The sequence below is a fragment of the Trinickia sp. NRRL B-1857 genome (assembly GCF_050470685.1).
Lineage (GTDB): Bacteria > Pseudomonadota > Gammaproteobacteria > Burkholderiales > Burkholderiaceae > Trinickia.
On record NZ_JBFLUK010000001.1, the window covers coordinates 4,175,226 to 4,192,003 of the forward strand.

General features: G+C 59.3%; 16 protein-coding genes. 5 read left to right on the top strand and 11 right to left on the bottom strand.

Going from position 1 to position 16,778, the window contains the following annotated elements; genetic code table 11:
- Positions 1-30: 30 nt before the first annotated feature.
- The 3 genes from AB1286_RS18760 to AB1286_RS18770 all read left to right on the top strand — a co-directional run bounded on the left by AB1286_RS18760 (position 31) and on the right by AB1286_RS18770 (position 2,780).
- Positions 31-255, top strand: coding sequence for a hypothetical protein (locus AB1286_RS18760; RefSeq protein WP_430364670.1), 225 nt, complete (start codon positions 31-33; stop codon positions 253-255).
- 189 nt (positions 256-444) lie between these two features.
- A complete protein-coding gene (locus AB1286_RS18765) occupies positions 445-1,167 on the top strand; it encodes a hypothetical protein (protein WP_430364671.1) in 723 nt (240 codons plus the stop codon).
- A gap of 2 nt (positions 1,168-1,169) precedes the next feature.
- On the top strand, positions 1,170-2,780 hold the full coding sequence (locus AB1286_RS18770; RefSeq protein ID WP_430364672.1) for a hypothetical protein: 1,611 nt from the start codon (positions 1,170-1,172) through the stop codon (positions 2,778-2,780).
- Positions 2,781-3,159: 379 nt separating this feature from the next.
- On the opposite strand, the gene AB1286_RS18775 is transcribed toward AB1286_RS18770, so the two are convergent.
- From AB1286_RS18775 to AB1286_RS18785, 3 genes are all read right to left on the bottom strand, one after another.
- Positions 3,160-4,293: a hypothetical protein gene (locus AB1286_RS18775; RefSeq protein WP_430364673.1), complete on the bottom strand. Its 1,134-nt coding sequence runs from the start codon at positions 4,291-4,293 to the stop codon at positions 3,160-3,162.
- Between the two features lie 160 nt (positions 4,294-4,453).
- The gene (locus AB1286_RS18780) at positions 4,454-6,262 is read right to left on the bottom strand and encodes a hypothetical protein (protein WP_430364674.1); all 1,809 of its coding nucleotides are present in this window, start codon (positions 6,260-6,262) and stop codon (positions 4,454-4,456) included.
- A 160-nt stretch (positions 6,263-6,422) separates the two neighbouring features.
- Positions 6,423-6,773, bottom strand: coding sequence for a hypothetical protein (locus AB1286_RS18785; RefSeq protein ID WP_430364675.1), 351 nt, complete (start codon positions 6,771-6,773; stop codon positions 6,423-6,425).
- A 66-nt stretch (positions 6,774-6,839) separates the two neighbouring features.
- Between AB1286_RS18785 and AB1286_RS18790 the strand changes: the two genes are divergently transcribed.
- Positions 6,840-7,097 (top strand): helix-turn-helix domain-containing protein, encoded by a 258-nt coding sequence (locus AB1286_RS18790; RefSeq protein WP_430364676.1) that lies wholly within the window; start codon positions 6,840-6,842, stop codon positions 7,095-7,097.
- Between the two features lie 9 nt (positions 7,098-7,106).
- On the opposite strand, the gene AB1286_RS18795 is transcribed toward AB1286_RS18790, so the two are convergent.
- From AB1286_RS18795 to AB1286_RS18830, 8 genes are all read right to left on the bottom strand, one after another.
- Positions 7,107-7,406, bottom strand: a complete 300-nt coding sequence (locus AB1286_RS18795; RefSeq protein WP_430364677.1) for a hypothetical protein — start codon at positions 7,404-7,406, stop codon at positions 7,107-7,109.
- A 126-nt stretch (positions 7,407-7,532) separates the two neighbouring features.
- A complete protein-coding gene (locus AB1286_RS18800) occupies positions 7,533-8,342 on the bottom strand; it encodes a DUF4942 domain-containing protein (RefSeq protein ID WP_430364678.1) in 810 nt (269 codons plus the stop codon).
- 55 nt (positions 8,343-8,397) lie between these two features.
- Positions 8,398-9,450 carry a hypothetical protein gene (locus tag AB1286_RS18805; protein ID WP_430364679.1) on the bottom strand — a complete coding sequence of 351 codons (1,053 nt, stop codon included), beginning with the start codon at positions 9,448-9,450 and terminating at the stop codon, positions 8,398-8,400.
- Positions 9,447-10,367, bottom strand: a complete 921-nt coding sequence (locus AB1286_RS18810) for a phage capsid protein (protein WP_430364680.1) — start codon at positions 10,365-10,367, stop codon at positions 9,447-9,449. Before AB1286_RS18810 ends, AB1286_RS18805 begins: the two co-directional genes overlap by 4 nt.
- An 86-nt stretch (positions 10,368-10,453) precedes the next feature.
- A complete protein-coding gene (locus AB1286_RS18815; RefSeq protein WP_430364681.1) occupies positions 10,454-10,681 on the bottom strand; it encodes a hypothetical protein in 228 nt (75 codons plus the stop codon).
- Between the two features lie 12 nt (positions 10,682-10,693).
- On the bottom strand, positions 10,694-11,689 hold the full coding sequence (locus tag AB1286_RS18820) for a YqaJ viral recombinase family protein (RefSeq protein WP_430364682.1): 996 nt from the start codon (positions 11,687-11,689) through the stop codon (positions 10,694-10,696).
- A 76-nt stretch (positions 11,690-11,765) separates the two neighbouring features.
- Positions 11,766-12,731 (bottom strand): DUF932 domain-containing protein, encoded by a 966-nt coding sequence (locus AB1286_RS18825; RefSeq protein WP_430364683.1) that lies wholly within the window; start codon positions 12,729-12,731, stop codon positions 11,766-11,768.
- A 111-nt stretch (positions 12,732-12,842) separates the two neighbouring features.
- Positions 12,843-13,595, bottom strand: a complete 753-nt coding sequence (locus tag AB1286_RS18830; RefSeq protein WP_430364684.1) for a hypothetical protein — start codon at positions 13,593-13,595, stop codon at positions 12,843-12,845.
- A 555-nt stretch (positions 13,596-14,150) separates the two neighbouring features.
- Here AB1286_RS18830 and AB1286_RS18835 point away from each other — a divergent pair.
- The gene (locus AB1286_RS18835) at positions 14,151-16,715 is read left to right on the top strand and encodes a UvrD-helicase domain-containing protein (protein WP_430364685.1); all 2,565 of its coding nucleotides are present in this window, start codon (positions 14,151-14,153) and stop codon (positions 16,713-16,715) included.
- Positions 16,716-16,778 lie beyond the last annotated feature (63 nt).

Sequence of the window (16,778 nt, forward strand, 5' to 3'; positions counted from 1 at the left end):
GGCGCGCTTATCGCGAGGCAAACGGATGACGTGACCACGCGTGGGAGCATCTTCGATGCTTCTCATGCCGCTGCACTCGAGCGTGTCGTTTTTCTCCGCTCGCCGACCGAGCGCATGACGCGCCCGATGATGCCGGGCGACGAAGCCCCGGACCACTTGCCAACGCAAGCGATCGCCGACTTTCTGGCGACTCAGGCAAGCCCGGCGCAGGACGGCATCATCTTCCCATCCGCGCAGGTCGCCGGTAGCAGGTAAAATATCTTACTGTTCCACCACTCATCGCCCGGGCGGGTCGCTGACCGGCCAGAAGCGGTCATTCGACATCTGAAGCTAAATCGTCGACAATTCGGCAGGCAGACGCGGCGCAACTTTAGCAGCCTATGAGGGGACCCAAAATCGTTTCTGGCTGCGGTGTCATACGCGACTTACGAAAAGGGGAGACTGATGGATGTAGTCGAGTATTACCGCGCTCTTTTGAAGAACTCGGATGCCGTCTTGGAAATGATGGTCGGCACAGAGGAGGCAAGCGAAGCGTTGATCACGTCGCATAATTATCTTCTCGATTACGATATCTTGAAGATCGCTATCGCAGCGCGACCAGAAGCGGTCGTTCTCGATTCCGCAGTAAAGGAATATCAATTTGCCCTTTATGCGCTAATTTTGGGTCAGTATAGACATGCATTTGGTGGGCTGAGACTTTTTTTTGAGCTCATGCTCGCGACGGTGCAATTTTCTGCGCACGAAATAGATTATCGGATGTGGGCGAAAGACTCCAAAGATATAAATTGGAATTCTTTGAAAGATGCTCAATCTGGCGTATTTTCCACAAACTTCATTCGGGCGTTTAATCCGGAGTTCTCCGATAACGCCAAGCAATATTTGGCCATCGCCGAAGTCGTATATCGGGAATGCTCAGAATTTGTTCACGGAAATGCCGGAACTCATGCAATTCTTCCGTCCGACATCGCATTTCAGAAAGAAGCTTTTTTTAATTGGCACGAGAAGGCTGCCACAATGCGCTTGGCCATCATGTTCGTCTTTTCGGCTCGGTACCTGAATTACGTTACCAAAGAGGCAACAGATCGAATGGAGCCAATCATCACAGACCTTCTCGGAAACTTGCCGCCGGTTCAGGCAATGTTCTCACAACCATCGGGGGCCGTATAGTCATGGCAGACTTTTTCTTTCGAACCGAGGATATCCGGCCCGATGAAGTGCTTGAATATTTCGTCGAAACCTCGAAAGATAGACAGATCGTTGACGCACTGAAAAATAGAAATCCTGTGGTACTGGTAGGAAGCCGAGGTGTCGGCAAATCATTCCTGCTGCGAGTGGCACAAAAGGAGCTCATGGACGCGTTCGAGACGGATCGTGTGTTCCCAATCTATATAAGCTTCGTGAGAAGTTCCTTGCTTCAGTCATCAGATCCGGACCAGTTCAAGCATTGGATGCTAGCCAGAATCTGCTCATCAGTTATGAGAGGACTGACGAAAGCCGGCCTGCTTGGTGGTGTTCCGAAGAGTATTGGGCTGCTTGCTGGGGGAGCTGTCGCCACGACGGTTGAGCGCACGAAGGTCGAGGAGATCGCTGACGCTTACGAAGCATCATGGAAGACCCCACAGATTGCGGTGAGCGCTGATGGTCTTCCCAGCATCGACGATTTTAAAGAAGCTCTGGAAGATCTGGGCGATGAGCTCGACATTTCCCGCTTTGCCCTTCTTTTCGACGAGGCGGCGCATATTTTCTTACCGGAGCAGCAGCGCCAGTTCTTTACAATGTTTAGAGATCTACGCTCGCACTGCATTACTTGCAATGCTGCGGTCTATCCGGGCGTGACGACGTTCGGCGAAACATTCCAGCCGGTTCACGATGCAACGATGCTCACCATCGATCGAGATATTCTCTCCGGCGATTACATTGAAAACATGCGGGAGATTGTTCAAAAGCAAGCGGATAGCAGTCTTCTTACTCAAATCGCTCAATATGGTAAGAATTTCGCGACGTTGGCCTATGCGGCTACTGGTAATCCACGACTTTTGCTGAAGACGATTGCTCAGTGTCCGAAAATGAACTCTCAGCAGGTAAACGAGACAATTAGGGAGTTTTACAGAACCGAGATCTGGGCGGAGCATTCGACACTGTCGGAAAAATATCTTGGACATAAAGCTTTGATTGATTGGGGTAGAGAATTCATCGAAAATCAGGTTCTCCCAGATATCAAGGCAAAGAATGATCAATATCTATCTTCCGATAGAGCTACATCCGCGTTTTTTTGGATTCACAGAGACGCACCGGAGCTAATCAAGGAAGCTTTGCGCGTCCTAGCATACACCGGCATTGTAGTTGAGCACGCGGGTGGCATCAAAGCAAGCCGCGCCGAAATAGGAAAGCGTTACGTGATCAACCTTGGCTGTCTCTTTGCACTTGATGTGTCGCCAACGAATTCGGCATTCGAGATCGCGAAGGAATTGACTCCCAAGCGGATGACCGAATATGGCTCCAATCATCCATCTTATAAAAGACTTATAGACCAAGCTGCACTAATCACGAGCGACGGAATGGCATCGGCGCTCAACTTGCAATTGGATAGACCGGCCACCGTGCTGGACTTGACAGCGTGGCAGTTGGAAAAGTTGGCTGAACTTGGACTGGCAACTGTTCGCGATGTCTTAAATGCGACGGAAAAGAAGCTCAAAGAAGCGAATTATGTAGGAGATGTAAGGGCGCGTCGAATGCGCAACGCGGCCGTCGCCGCTGTGCTGGAGTACCTATCGGGCTGATGCCACCGGGAGCGAATAGACGGCCGTGCGAACGAGTCCCCTTTTACGTATATGCATGCGTACAGCCGATAGATATAGGTGTCTTTGCGTGCCTGCTGCCTTCAGATCGAACGTCCGCCGGCGATATGTCTGGGCGTCCGTTGTGGGGCAATTACGGTAGTCTGGCGCCAATGCGCAGGACCGCGTACAACAACCGTGTTGGCCTAGCCACAAACGCTTTCCATCCCGCTGCGCGGCAAGGAACCAAAAAAAAGCCGACCGGAGGTCCCGGTCGGCGAAGATGCTCCGGCTTGATCCGAGGGCTAGTGCCGGAGCATGTAACAGCGGTGATTTCGAGGCCACGAGTTCAGTGTCGACACGATTGCTTCAGCTTCCAGCTTCAATTAGGCTTCTTCCCCTGCTCGCACCACTGCTGCCATTCGCCGATCTGGTCGCTGGACACCGTCACGTCTTGGCCTTGTGCTTGCCGCTCTTTTTGATAGGCAGTGGACCAGTCGTTGACGCACTCGTCGTTGGCGGCTGCCGTTTTGTTCGCGTCGCCCGATCCTTGTCCACCCAACTCGGAGTTACTTGCTACCGCTTTCTGCAAGCTATCGATGCCAGGTGTGCCGGCGGGCGCATCGCTGATGCAGGTGTCGATCGTAGCTTGAGGAATGGGATACTCGAACGTATTGGTCTGCGGGTCGAACTTCTCGTCCGATCCTTTGCCGCCGACGATCTTGCCGCTCTCGTCCCAGATCACGCTTGCGAAGGTTGATGTGTCGACGCACTTCTTGATAGCGCCGCTGTCGGGGTAGAACTCGTAGACATCGCCTCCCGCGCGTCCGCCCGTGTAGATGGCGTAACCGGTGAGTTTGCCATCGGGCGAATACGTGAGCACCTTCCCTTCGAGTTGTCCAAGTCCATCTTCGCGATAGGTTCGGATCGTCTTGCCCGTCGTGGCATCGAAGTCCTCGGCAGACTGGTTGTCGCCATCCTTGAAGTCCATCTTCGATAGCAGCGTGCCGTCCTGGGCGGTGAAGACCTTCAGCGTTCCATCGAATTTCCCATTTGCGATTGTGGCGGTCGCGACCGGCTTGCCGCTTCCGGTATCGGAATAAATGGTCGCATCGCCATTGAGCTCGCCGTCCGCAAAAGCGAGGTCGAAGTACTTCACGCCAGTATCGGGGTTGTGGCATGTGACCGAGCCATCGCGATAGCCGTCCTTGACGGTGACATCGCACACGTTGCTGCTGCGGTATGCCAGTACGGAGACAGCTCTGTTCGAGAGCTTTCCAAGGATGAAGCGAAGGGCGTCGGTGTCATGGAATACAACTGCGGCGGGTACGTTGGTCACTTTGCCCGAGTAGGGGCTGTCGCTATCGCCCGCGTAGATCTTGCCGCCTGAAACGGCTACGTTCCGATAGTCGAGAGTTTTACTCCCGCACGCGGCCAGACCGAGAGCGAGAGCTCCGGCGACGCCCGCTAGAAGCAGGGCCCGCCCGATGGACGTGCTACGAAGATTGAAGGTCATGTCAAAGGTCCGCACGAGTTGAGGATGTGTTGAACGAAGGGTGTATGAGGCCGGTAGCGGCAAGGTTGGCTCTTGTGTCCATCGCCAAAGCGAAACGGCCCGGCAAGCTTCAAGGAAGCCTGTCGGACCGTCTGCGCCTCTAGAGGCGATGCCGGAGCCGTTACGGGTTCTGCTGGAAGCCGAGCTTGATCGCGGCGGCGCGCATCGAGGCCGCGATCGTATCGGTCATCGCTGTCGGGAACTGCGGTACCGTGACGGGCGCGCTCGCGGGCAACATGTAGCCACCCATCAGTTTGCCGTTTATGAGTGCGACGACGAGCGAGCCGCCCGCATTGATCGTGTTCTTGACCGTGTCGTTAATCGGCACGTTGGGTGCGCCGATCGTCTTCGGCAAGCTGATCGTGATGACGTTGGCGTTGCGCCCATACGCCGACCAGCTTCCCGTGACCGGGAACGTCCACGGATAGGCGCTGTAATTGCAGCCCGACTGGCCACTTTCCACGATTTGAGCAACCCCGTTGGCTTCGATGTCCAGCAGCGAGCAGCCTTCGTCCAGCGTCGTTTGCGTACCGACGGCTTGCTGCACGGACGTGTAGGTGACTGTCGGATCGCCCAGGCTATAGACGTCGAGGCCGTTCGGAAAGTTGGTCACGCCGGTGAGCATGGTTGACGCCGTCTGGGAGACGGCGCCATTGATCCACGGCATGCCGAAACCGGCGGCTGTCACGATCAATTGATCGTTCGTGTGCTTCGTTGTCGCAAGATACGCGGTCGTCCCCGACGGGAATGCGCCTGTCATCGCTTGCCGAATTGGATTGCGGTAATCGATTTGCAGCGCGGAGGAAAGCGGCAGGCCGCTCACGTCGGCCGTGCGATACGACACGGTGATCGTGTCGCCCGTGTTCGGATCGGTCCCAACGAGGTTGGATCCCACCGTCGACAGGCTATACGACGGATGCAACTGATCGTTCGTGAGGAACGAAGTCCACGTGCCGTCCGCTTTCATCTCGTAGGCGCCGATCCCGCTATCGAACGAAATGAAGTTGCCAGCGAGCCCCGCGTCGTAGCTACCAACAGGAGAGATGGCCGACCAGCTACCGTTGCTCTGAACCTCCTGCGTCATCGACAGCGTCGAGCCCGAGAGGGTCCAATTCTCCCGTAGCGGCGACACGCCTGCGCTGGGCGCGGCATTCGGGATTTGCTGGAAAAGATCCCCGTCGACCGTATAAAGGGACGTGGCGAGCGCGGTCGTTGCGTTCGTCGGCTGGCTGAATGCAGGGTTCGCGAGCTGCGCGGCGACATCAGACGGCTCGATGTTCGTCGTGCCGTTTGCGGCATAGGCGTTCATCGTCGCCTGCACCTGCGACCAAGAGATCGCGCCTTGGCCGGCGAGCGACTCCATCTGACTGACCATGCTCGCAGCAAGCGCCGTGGTTGCGCTGTCACCGTTGGCGACGTAGTCGGCGTTGGGATCGACGTTGCTGCCGGCGAGCGCCTGCACAGTCTGCGTCGCCTGCGCCTGCGTTGCGCCCGTATTCATCTGCGCGACGACCATCGTCGTGAGCGGCGTCACATTCTGGGTCGTGCCGTTCACGATCGCCGACAGCGTGAAGGTGCTGGAGAACGTATTGCCGCCGTCCGTCGTGCTCGGCGTGACGATCACGTCGATCTGTTTGCCGGTGACGCTGCCGCTCACGTTCAAAGTGTAGTTGCCGTTCGCATCGGTCGTGGTTGACGGCTGGCTTGCATCGCAGGCTCCCGCGCCGTTGTCCAAGCAGACGGTTGCGCCGGCAAGATAGCCGTCAATGGCTTTGCCGGTCAGTTGGGTAGAGGCAGTGGACGTAGACGACGATCCACCGCCCGAAGTCGTGGCGCCGCTGCCGCCACCACCTCCGCACGCTGCCAATGCGGCGCTGATAGCCGTAGCTACCCCCACTTTTACAAACCCCTTGGTATGGCTGTCTTTCACTTTTCGTTTCCTTCTAGTGGTGCTCCGCTGTAGTGGGAGCAATGCTTTACATCGGTACGCTCGCCCTCCGCCGTGCCGGGAAGTCGGGTTGCCACATGCCCCAGCCAGCCCACCCGCAAGGCGTCGGCCCTTACCCCGAGCCGAGCGAGGCGAGCCATCGTTACGCTCGCGCACCCGACGATCGCTCGTCGGCCTCGAGTTCCTCCCAGCAGGCGAGGAAGACTCGCCTGCCGATGACGCCGGTATTGCGCAACGCCAGAAGGCGCTGCCGCCGCAAGTGCACCGGTTGCGAGCTATCGCCGGCGGCCTGCCAGACGGCGTCGATCAGTGCCCGCCATGCGATCCGTCGCCGATACAGGTATGCGCCGACTGCAAGCGGCCCAGCGAAGGCGCACGCCAAGATCCAGCCGGTACGCGATATCCCTACGCGGTTCACCTTCAAGCGCCCCATGTCCAGCGTGATGCCCAACGCCGTTGCGGCCGCCGCCGCGAACCAAAGACCTGCAAACATGAATTTCTCCCGAAATATATCGTATACGGATACCGAATATTCTGAATCCGAATTTAGAATTTTTTAATGGCTCATCCCCTTCACGATCCTCGCTACCAGCGCATTGCGACGCTTCTAACGGAGCTGCGAAAAGCGCGCGGACTGCTTCAGCAGGACGTGGCTGATCGGCTTGAACGCCCGCAAGGGTTCGTGTCGAAGGTGGAAAACGGTAGCCGGCGCGTGGACGTAATCGAATTGCTCGATTTCCTGCGCGCGCTCGAGGCGGACCCGCACGACTTCATTGACCGGTTGCTCGAGCAGCCCATGTCCTCGTTGCCCCGCTGACGCTTGCCGTCAGTACTCGCCCGGCAACAGGAAAGTTGTCGCAAACCGGTCGGCCTCGGTAATGATCCAGACAGTACGCTCGCCGGGCAGCAGGTAGCTCGACAGAATGCGCTGGCCGGTCGCGATTGCAAGCTCGTTTTGTTGGCGGTCGGAATCGGACAGGTCACCCCAATCGCCGCGCAGGTGGCGGAGCAGCAGGTCAACGATCGAAACACGCGTCTCGGCGATGACTTCCAGTGCGCCGGGAGTAGCGAGAATGCGGCCGAGCTTGAAGCGTGGACCCGCGTGATCAGATGACGGAAGATTCAAGATAAATTTCTCCTGAGAATGGTCGAGCGCCAGCCTCCGGTTTTGCCGGATGCGAGAGCGTTGACGCTTTGGGGGAAAGGACCGAGACGCGACGTGCGTCCGTGGGCAGCGTGAGAGGGCCGTGATCTACCGCGTTTCGGCCGCGAGCGCGTTCGGGTGATGCTTCGAGAGGATCTGATTCATCTTCTCCACCAACTCTGGTCGCTTGAACGTGACGTGTGCGTTGCCGTTCTTGAACCAACGTAGGTGAAAGTAGGCATGCTCGGTCTCAGTGAGTCGCGCTTGCCGAGCGTCCGAGACGAGGGAGTAGGCCCCATGCCGATGATCGGGCTCGGGCTTGCTGTCGAGCACGCAAAACGCCCGGACGAGGTCATCTAGTTCATCGGTGACACGGTGATTCGTGCAGCCGTCCGACAGCAGGCGCTTGACGATGATCCGTTTGCCGAACTTGAACGGCTGATTGGTTTTGTAGTCCCACGACAGCCGTTGGAAGCACTGAATCACGCCGCGCTCGAACATGTCGCCGCGCGTGCCGTAGAGCTGCGAGAACGTGGCTTCGATGTTGGCTGCCGTGAGTTTCGGTACATCGCCTTCGGCGAGCTGCCGGTCCCATTGCTCGCGGGCACGAGCGTCCATGAAGGTGCGCAGCCCCGATTCGGTCATCAAGTAGCTCCAGCCACGTACATCGATTACGCGCATGATGGCGCCCTCAGCCTCATCGCGTTTGGCGTAGTCTCCGGTAACACTCGGCCTGCCGCGACAGGCATAGGCGTCGTCGAGCACGAGTCGCGGGAAGCCAAGATGCGCCGCCCTTGCAAGGTGCTCGGCTTCGTTGAGTAGGTCGAGCGCGGCATGCACTCGTTCGACGACGGCGGCACGCTGGTTGGCGAGATTGGTGATGCTGACACTCTTGACGAGGTCGGTGGTCGTATCCATGACGTTGGGCGTGACAAAGGGTTGGAAAGAAAACGCCGGGCGCAAGGCCCGGCGTCTATGCCGCCGTGTGGCGTGTGACGAGTTGGCGGCGCAGCGTGGTTGCCCTCGCCTGAGAGCATCCGAGGTGACGGCGAATCTCGGCGACGGTGGGACGCACACGACCCGCATCGACGTCCCGGAGCAGCCGGGTCACGTCGTCATCCTGGGAGTCGGCGTCCGGTAACGGCATGAGCGGGTCGTCACGCGGGGCGCGACTGGGAGTCGTGCCGTCGTGACTGGGCAATCCGCTTTCGTGACTCGCAGGTTCGTCGACGCCACTTGCCACACCGCCCGTTACGACGGGCTCGGCCACGGCAGTCGCGGCGACTACCGGCGCGACTGTGCGTGGCGGCGACTCGCTCGGGGCTGGGGCCGGTATCGGTAGGGCAGCCGTCCCTAGTGTGAGCATCCAGAGCAGACAGGCCACGCCCTCCAGGACTGAGGCGAACACGAGTCCAGACAGCAGATCGACGCGCGGCCCTGTCGTACCGAGTAACGCAGCGAGTCGCGACGTGACTGGATCGGCGAGTAACGCGTCACGCTGGGCCGTGACTCGATCGGCTACCGACTCGTGGCGCCGAATCTCGCCGGCTTCCGCGTTGAGCGCATCGAGCCGTGCCGTGAGTGACGCGCGACGCACCCGCAGGCTTGGGCAGTCACGCACGCAACGTCGAACATCGGCGGAGGTAAGCTGTGCCGTCACGACGGCGCGCTCGTCCATGACGGCGGTGAGACTGCGTCCGGACGGCATCGCTGGCGACGCGACCGACGCCGCACGCTTTTCGCCCGCGTGCATTTGCGCCAAGAGAAAGAACGTCGCATGACCGAAAACGGCAGCCCCCATACAGCCTAGCCACAATCCGGCGGCGACGACCCGAACGCGTAGGACGGCCGCGCGCGCGAGCGCTGGTAACAGATGTGCGGTGACGACTAGCACCACGCCGATTGCGACCCACACAAGTCGTTCCGGCAATGTGCTGCCGCGCTGCCACCCTGAGAGGATGGACAGCGTGACGGCCGTACCGGTGGCCGCGACTGCTAAGGCAAACGCCCAGCGCTGCGTCGTCATGCCGCTGCTCCGCCGAGCAGCACCGCCTGACGCTCCAACTTCTCGCGTAGCGCCTGACGGGGCGATGATCCGTCTCCAGTGGGAGGCGGAGGCGTGCCATCCGATTTCGGCGGTTCCGATGGCGGGTAGAATTCCTCCGCTACGGCGGCCTGCTCCTCAGCACTGTCCTCGAACGCCCCGTTGGCGAAACCAAGACGGGCGGCTGCATCGAGCGCAGCCTGATCGAAACCGGCCGACTTGCGTCGGGCGTCGAGTTCGCGTGCCTGCGTGAGCGCTTCCTCGAGTGTGCTGCCCGCGCGCACGGACAGGTCGACGTAGTAGATCGCCGAGCGGTAGCTCTGCGCGGTCGACTTTCCCCTGAGCTTCAATTCCAGAGGTAAGCACGCGAGTAGGTTGCCCGACACCGCAGCGAAGTAATGCAAGCGCGCGGTAAGCGTACGGATTGAGTTCCAGGACGCCGAGCGAAAGATGAACGAGCCCATCTCGTCCTCGTCACCGATCAGCACGTTCAGCCGCGCATAGGGCTTACAGCCGCCTTGCTGACCGTACATGCAGCCGTCGGGCGAGGCGCACAGCAGTGTCTCGATGCCGTTGTCCGTAGCACGCTTGCACGTCTGACCGTCGCCGACACACACGGGGCGGCCGGTGTCGCGATCGAACAGGCTGTAGTCGGCCCGGAGGTTCAGATCTGGATCGTTAAAGAGCATCCGAACGGGAATCGCGCGCAGCTTACCCGACGTGGCTTTGCGCAGTTGTTCGTTGAGCGGGTGAAGCAACCATTCGCCGCGCTGCTGCACCTGGGTTGTCAACGTGAACTGGTCGTCCTTCTCGGGCAGACGCTTGCCGGCCTTCTCGACGATACGTCCGATGGCAATGCGCCCAACGACGGGCGGCGTAATGGCTAAACCTTTGAGCATGATGGTCCTCAAAATGGAAAGGTGAACGGGGGCGCGACGATTGAGTCACTGCGTCCGGTTGTCGGTGCAAATCGCTTGGCGGGCCGCTACTGTGCGAAGTGAGCCTCGAGCTTTTCGTGAATCTCCTTGGCGACGAGTTGCCAAGCGTTGGCGCCGATCATCGGGTGATCGCCGAATTTCTCCTCCAACTCGTCAAGCGGCATCTGGGCGATGTGCTCGGCGTGCTTGCTCAGTGCGTCCATGACGAACGCTTGCGCGAGCGCGCCGTACCGAGAGAAAGTCATGATCCGCGTGAGGCATTCGAGATTTGTCATGGCCTACTCCGATCAGGTGGAAACGAGAAAGCGGCGCGAACCGGGCTTCGATCCGGCGTATTGCTGCTCCAACTCGGGGTGATCGGCGAGCAGCCGCGCCAGGTCGACGGTGGATGAATCTCGGCTGCGCTTGAACGAGACTTGCCCGGTCTCGAACACCGCGCGCGTTGCTTCGCCCATCGCTTGCTGGATCGCTTGCTTTAACTGGGCTTCGATCGCTTGCTGCGCTTCGATCTGCGCGCGCACGGCAACAAGGTCGGCAAACACCGACGAGAGCTGGCGGTCGTCTGTGAAATCGACCGTGCCGCCGTTGCCGGGATAAAGGTGCCGCAGTGCTCGATCGGCAGATTCCGACCCGTCTGCTGGCGGTGGCATGTCCGATTCGACGTAACGCCAGAAGCGCGCTTCGAGTTCGACGAGTCGGCCGATCAAGGCATCGTCGCGTTCGATGCGATAAACCTCCAACGCCTGCCCGCACAGCAAGACGGCAACATGGGCTGCCTGCTTGCCGGTGACCGCGAGCTGATGCTGCACCTGTAGCTCGACATATTCGGGCACGCCTGCTCGCCACAGCCGAGCGCCAAACTCGCCGGCGGTCTTGCATTCGAGTAGCTGGACATCGCGGCAACCCACGACTTCCCGATCGATGTTGGCGAGCATGAACGGGATGGTCGGGTGACGCAGTACCGCATTGACCCGCCGAACTCGGTTGCCGGTTTGCTTGGTGTAGGACGCGGCGACGATGGGTTCGAGCAGCGTGCCCCAGTAAGTGGGAGCAGTCGTGTCGTTTGGGTCGGGGCCGGGCAGGCCCTCGCCGCGTCCGGTCTTGTCGAGCCACAGTTCAAGTGCGCTCATGTAAGGATTCAGGCCCACGGCGGCTGCGGCATCCGATCCACCGATACCGGTGCGGCGCACGGCGAGCCAATCGTCGCGGCTCAGTTCCTGCGTCTTGACGAGCTTGAGCGCCGGTCGGCGCGTACGAGGCCCGTCGGGTTGAACTGCTCTCATAGTGCCTCTCAAAACAAAGCGGCCCGGCAGGCGAACCTGACCGGGCCGAGGGTGAGGGAAACGGGAGAAACCCGGCTCACACGACGAGCTTGAGCGCTTCATCCCAGGCTTTTTGCTTGATGGTTGCGCCTTGACCGAACCAAGCGGCGTCGCGCCGGTGATCGTCGCTGCGCGCACGGCGATGGTGGTCGACGTACTCCGTGACTGCGTTGAGCAGGCCCCATGCTGTTCCGGAAGCCGACGCGAGGTCCGCGCCTTTACCACGTCCGGCATAGAGCTGGCCTACTGCCTTGATTGCGCGCTCGTTGACGGCGATGGCATCGCGGTCCGCCACGTTCGCCGTCGAGTAAGTGAGCACGCGCCGCAGGAACGCGTCCGCCGCTGCGTCGGAGACCTTGCGCTCAGATAACGCCTTGGTACGCGCCATGAATGCATCCCACGACGAGATAGCGATGCCGAGTTGGCGTTTCACAGCCTGTGCGTCGAATTGGCTGCGGTGGGGCACCTTGACGGCACTGCTGCTGTCCCCCAATGCGATCTGCAAGGTGTTATTGCAGACGACGCGTACGGACGTAAACTGCGCGGTGGTGGCGAGCGTGCCGTCGCAGGCGGTGGCGAGCAGCAGATAACCGCTGATTTTGTCCTTGCCCTTGAGCAGGCCAGACTGCCCGGTCTTGGCGAGCGCCCAGAACTTGCGGCCCTCCTTGAGCACGCCCGCCGTCTCGAGTTCGAAGCCGCCCACTTCGGTCAGATCCCGATAAAACTCCAGAATCTCCCGGGGCTGCACGACCTGATAACGGGCGGAGACGACGGAGAGCGCGGACTTGGTATCGGAGCGATACAGCACCTTCTGATCGGGGAACGCGTGAATAGCGCCGATTCCCGAGGAGCCGGTCACGTACCGCACTTCCGAGGACTCGATGGTCCAGTTCATGCCGGCGCGATCGGCCCAGACTTCGATCGGTTGTTTGGGCGTGAGCTTGTTGCCGAGGCCGTGCCACGGTTCTTGGCCGACGTAGGCCATCGTTTGAACGAGATGCATGGGTAACTCCGAGAAGAAGGCATAAGGTCCGGCGCCAGCCGGACAGCGAGAAATCGATAAATGGGAGACGGGGTAGCCGAGACGGCTCGATGAATACGACGAGGGCGGCGATTAGTCTTGCTGCACGCTGAAGACGTGACCACATGTGCGACACCGATAGTTGTCGAGGACGTTCTCGTCGATGGCCCCGCCGACCATAGATCCGGCCGCGCACCCTGCGGCGCTGCCAACGAGACCGGCAATCACGGCTCCGGCAAGGCCGCCGAAGATCGACCCAATTGGCCCTCCGACCGCGCCGACGACCGCTCCAGCCTCCGCACCGGAGAGAGCCATCGCCATGCCGCTCGTCGCGCCTGCCACGCTACCGATCGTCGTGCCGGCCTTGCGTGCGATGTTCAGCGTGTCGATGCGCGACGAATGGCAGCGCGGGCAGGACAGCCCGACGTCGCTCACGGCCGTCCTTCCAGTCGTGGGTGATCCTGACGGGGAAATCGTAAATCGAGGCTCCGGTATGTCGTCGTGCTCCCCGCGCTCGCTTGGTTCATAGCGGTCGTCCAACTCCGAGTCATCGAATGAGAAATTGCGGTGACGGATCTGTGCTCTGGACGCTTCACGCATGAGCGAGGCGGAGATGCGGGCTGTTCGGGGCGTGTAGTCCGGATAGGGCGCGTTGGCCTGCCATTCGTCGTCAAATGCGGAGGCGTGCGGATCGGCTTGATGCGGAGAAGTTGTGGCCAGTGTCGGTGATACCGGAGACGGTGCCGGGTTGACACGACGCCGGCGGTACCAAATGAAGAAGACAAGAACGGCAACTACGACGACTGTCGCGGCGGCCGTAGCTGCAATGACGAGAGAGGGGGGCATGAGACCTCCTGAGCGAAGTGCGCCGATGCCGGATTGCAAGGGCGGAGCGACCCTAGACGGCCGTGCTCAGGAAGGTGATATGTAACTTCAAAAATCTACGATCGAGTTCGGAGCAAGATTGGAGCCCGGCGGCGGTTTACTCGTCAGGCAAACGGGGGCCGTGATGAGCACGACTCTTGTCGGTTTTAAAAAGATCAGCCGGACTTGTGGCGTGAACCTGGGGATGGCCTGTACAGTGATTACAGACGTCGTGAACGCACGACCCGCACTGACCAATAACGGGAGAAAAAACGTTGATCGATCGGCTTGAAATTGCCGCGTTGTTAAGCAAGGTACGAGACCATTTGCGGATTGTGACGGGCCCCAACCGCGACACGCTGGACGAATGCGAGTGCCTCGCATTACGAGTCGAAGTCGAGGAATGTCTTGATCGGTTGGAAAACGACAATTGAACCAAAGAAAGCGATGATCTCCGCGTTCCGATGGTCGTTAACCGGCAGCTATTGATGGCAGAATACAAGCGAGTCATTTCTCGTGTGCAGCCGGAGATTTTCAGTGTCGAACAAGGAAAACGAAAAAAACCTTCAACGTCTCTCTCTTGCATCCCATACGACATTGCCTACGAGCAAGCGTCTCATCGCGGCGGCATTAGGTAAACTCCTTGTTCGGCTAGGTGCACGGCATGCCGAGTCTTTCGTACAAGGGCGTAGCGTGGGGTACGGAGAAGGTCGCTCGGCGGGCTATATCGCTGGCCTAACTGTGGGACATGCGAACGGCTTTAAAGAGGGGCGAGAGCAAGGGCTCGAAGACGGGCAACACGAAGGGTGGGGGGCGGGTCACGGCGCTGGATATGAGCAGGGCCTTGAAGCAGGCAAGCAGGTGCTAGAAATCGTCGATCGATGCTCGCGTTTGCGCGCTGTGCCCGGTGTGGACGACAAGCTATTCGATGCATGGTTGCTTCCGATCGACGAGCCACTCAAGGCACGTGTACGAGCCGATGTATGTGCGAGGCTACCGAAGCGCAAGCATCCGACGGATGATCAGTGGAAAATGATCTTCAGTACGACGCCGTCGACTTGCGTGGTGGCCGGCGCCGGCTCGGGAAAATCGACGACGCTCGTGCTGCGTATCTTGCTGCTGTACTACTACCTTGGCTACGAACTATCCTCGCTGACCGTGGTGACGTTCACCAACATGTCTCGGTGGGACTTCGTCAGGAAGCTGCAAGATGTATTCGCCCTTTGGGAGCTCGATTTGGAGTTTGGCGTCGCCAAAGCGATCGTCTGCACCTTCCATTCGAAGATTCTGACGTTTGTTCGTGGACTACCTGGTTACGAAAAGGTCCAAGCGTTCGAGTTTGCAAAAAAGCGTGATAGTGGTGGCATTCGTGAGCAAAGCGACGATGAGGGCGACCGAATGCCGTTCGAGACACGTTTGAACAGTCTTCAGCAAGAACTCTTGAATGAGACGTTCACGCGACTCTATGCCGAGGATGAAACATTCCAAACGTTGATCCAAATTCTGTACAAGTGCTCGCTAGTTGCCCCGCCGCTTGAGAACGACGACGAGGTTCAAAAGAAGCTTGCCGTGATCAAGAAAGCGTCGAAAAACGACACTGCGGTTATGGATGCGGTTGAAACGGCATGGCGAGCTGCCGGCAAGTGGCCGATCGCCGGCATTACCGAAAGCCGCGAGGTGATCGTTGTCCAAGGGCAAAAATTCCATGTTCACGGCAGGGTCGCCGCGCTAGACATGCCGGTGATATTGATGCCCGACAAGGTTCCGGGCTCGGACTTCGTTCGTCCAGGCGGGAGTTACCGCTTGGGGCAGGAATTGGGCGTGAAGCAAACCATCTTCCGGGTATGCTGCGACGAGCAGATCGTTTGGTTGAATGAACCCGATGCAACGGATGGCCTTCTGAAGTGGCTTGCGGATGGAGCGAGCGCGCCGCCGGGATTCGAATACCAGGTCGCTGGCGAGATCAAGCGGGAACCGCTGCTCCAGTGTTTTTTCTCGGCGGCTGCATTCATCGAGAACCTGGGGCTAGACGTGCCTCAGACGATCAGAGAGATGGCATTTACGTCCTCTGACCCGGACCGATTCTTCTTTCAGGCGTTGGCGATCTTTTGGCCCGCGTTCGAGGCCCATCTCTCGCAGCAGAAACCTAAGATCATGACGTTCAATCGCATGTTCGCGCTCTTTGGGGAGCAGTCTCCGAGGAATTTGCGCTGCGTGACGGATTCGATGTTGCGCACGATGTCGCATCTGATGGTCGACGAATTCCAGGATATATCGCCGCAGATCGTGTCATGGGTGCGGGCGGTATTGACAGAGATTCGGCGACGCGGCCCGGCGTTGCACGAGGGACGCACAGCGCCCCACAGCTCCCTGCTTTGCGTGGGGGACGACTGGCAATCGATCTATAGCTGGCGGGGCAGTTCGCCAAAATACTTCATGGAGTTTGAAGACCGGTTCAAGTCACCTGCCACCACGCAAATCATGTTGCGCGAAAATTTTCGCAGCCATCAGCACGTCATCGATGCGGCTGAGCACATTGTGCGTTCGGCGCCGGCCATTCCGGGCAAAAGAGCGCGGGCGGCCGGCCCTGCGGCTAAAGACCCCATCCCCATTGTCGTACGTGATCGTGATGATGGCGCGCTCGCTGCGTCCGCCCATGAATTTTACGCGCGAGGACTCTCGGTAATGGTCCTCTTTCGTCGCGGTACGGACGGCGACGAATTGAAAAAGGTGCTAGCCGATTTGATGCGGTTGGACTGCAAACTTCCCGAGGAGCAGCGGCGCTTCAAGCTCCTTTCTTACCACCGCTCGAAAGGATTGGAGGCGGATGCCGTGTTGCTGGTCGGGGACTGCATTCACATGACGGACTCCCCGTACAAGAACCAAGCCTATTTGATCGCAAGGTTGGGCGACAAGAACGATATAGCGCCGTTCGATACAGCCCAGCGGCATGAAATCCTCCGCTTGGCGTACGTGGCAATCACTCGTGCCGCGCGATATTGCTTGTGGTATATCGCGCCGACTGGAGCGCAAGGGCGGGCGAGAGCATCGACGAATGTCCCCGTTGATAAGCCGTATTTCCGTGATGAACGCGAGCGGTGATGGCCCAACGTGCCGTCTGACGAAAACACCGTTTTCACCGAAGTCGACCGCATGGGCGCGATG

Coding starts and splice junctions, on each gene's coding strand:
- AB1286_RS18770 (WP_430364672.1), top strand. CDS start 1,170: ATGGCAGACTTTTTCTTTCGAACCGAGGATATCCGGCCCGATGAAGTG.
- AB1286_RS18810 (WP_430364680.1), bottom strand. CDS start 10,367: ATGCTCAAAGGTTTAGCCATTACGCCGCCCGTCGTTGGGCGCATTGCC.
- AB1286_RS18765 (WP_430364671.1), top strand. CDS start 445: ATGGATGTAGTCGAGTATTACCGCGCTCTTTTGAAGAACTCGGATGCC.
- AB1286_RS18790 (WP_430364676.1), top strand. CDS start 6,840: ATGGCTCATCCCCTTCACGATCCTCGCTACCAGCGCATTGCGACGCTT.
- AB1286_RS18830 (WP_430364684.1), bottom strand. CDS start 13,595: ATGCCCCCCTCTCTCGTCATTGCAGCTACGGCCGCCGCGACAGTCGTC.
- AB1286_RS18805 (WP_430364679.1), bottom strand. CDS start 9,450: ATGACGACGCAGCGCTGGGCGTTTGCCTTAGCAGTCGCGGCCACCGGT.
- AB1286_RS18785 (WP_430364675.1), bottom strand. CDS start 6,773: ATGTTTGCAGGTCTTTGGTTCGCGGCGGCGGCCGCAACGGCGTTGGGC.
- AB1286_RS18825 (WP_430364683.1), bottom strand. CDS start 12,731: ATGCATCTCGTTCAAACGATGGCCTACGTCGGCCAAGAACCGTGGCAC.
- AB1286_RS18775 (WP_430364673.1), bottom strand. CDS start 4,293: ATGACCTTCAATCTTCGTAGCACGTCCATCGGGCGGGCCCTGCTTCTA.
- AB1286_RS18800 (WP_430364678.1), bottom strand. CDS start 8,342: ATGGATACGACCACCGACCTCGTCAAGAGTGTCAGCATCACCAATCTC.
- AB1286_RS18820 (WP_430364682.1), bottom strand. CDS start 11,689: ATGAGAGCAGTTCAACCCGACGGGCCTCGTACGCGCCGACCGGCGCTC.
- AB1286_RS18815 (WP_430364681.1), bottom strand. CDS start 10,681: ATGACAAATCTCGAATGCCTCACGCGGATCATGACTTTCTCTCGGTAC.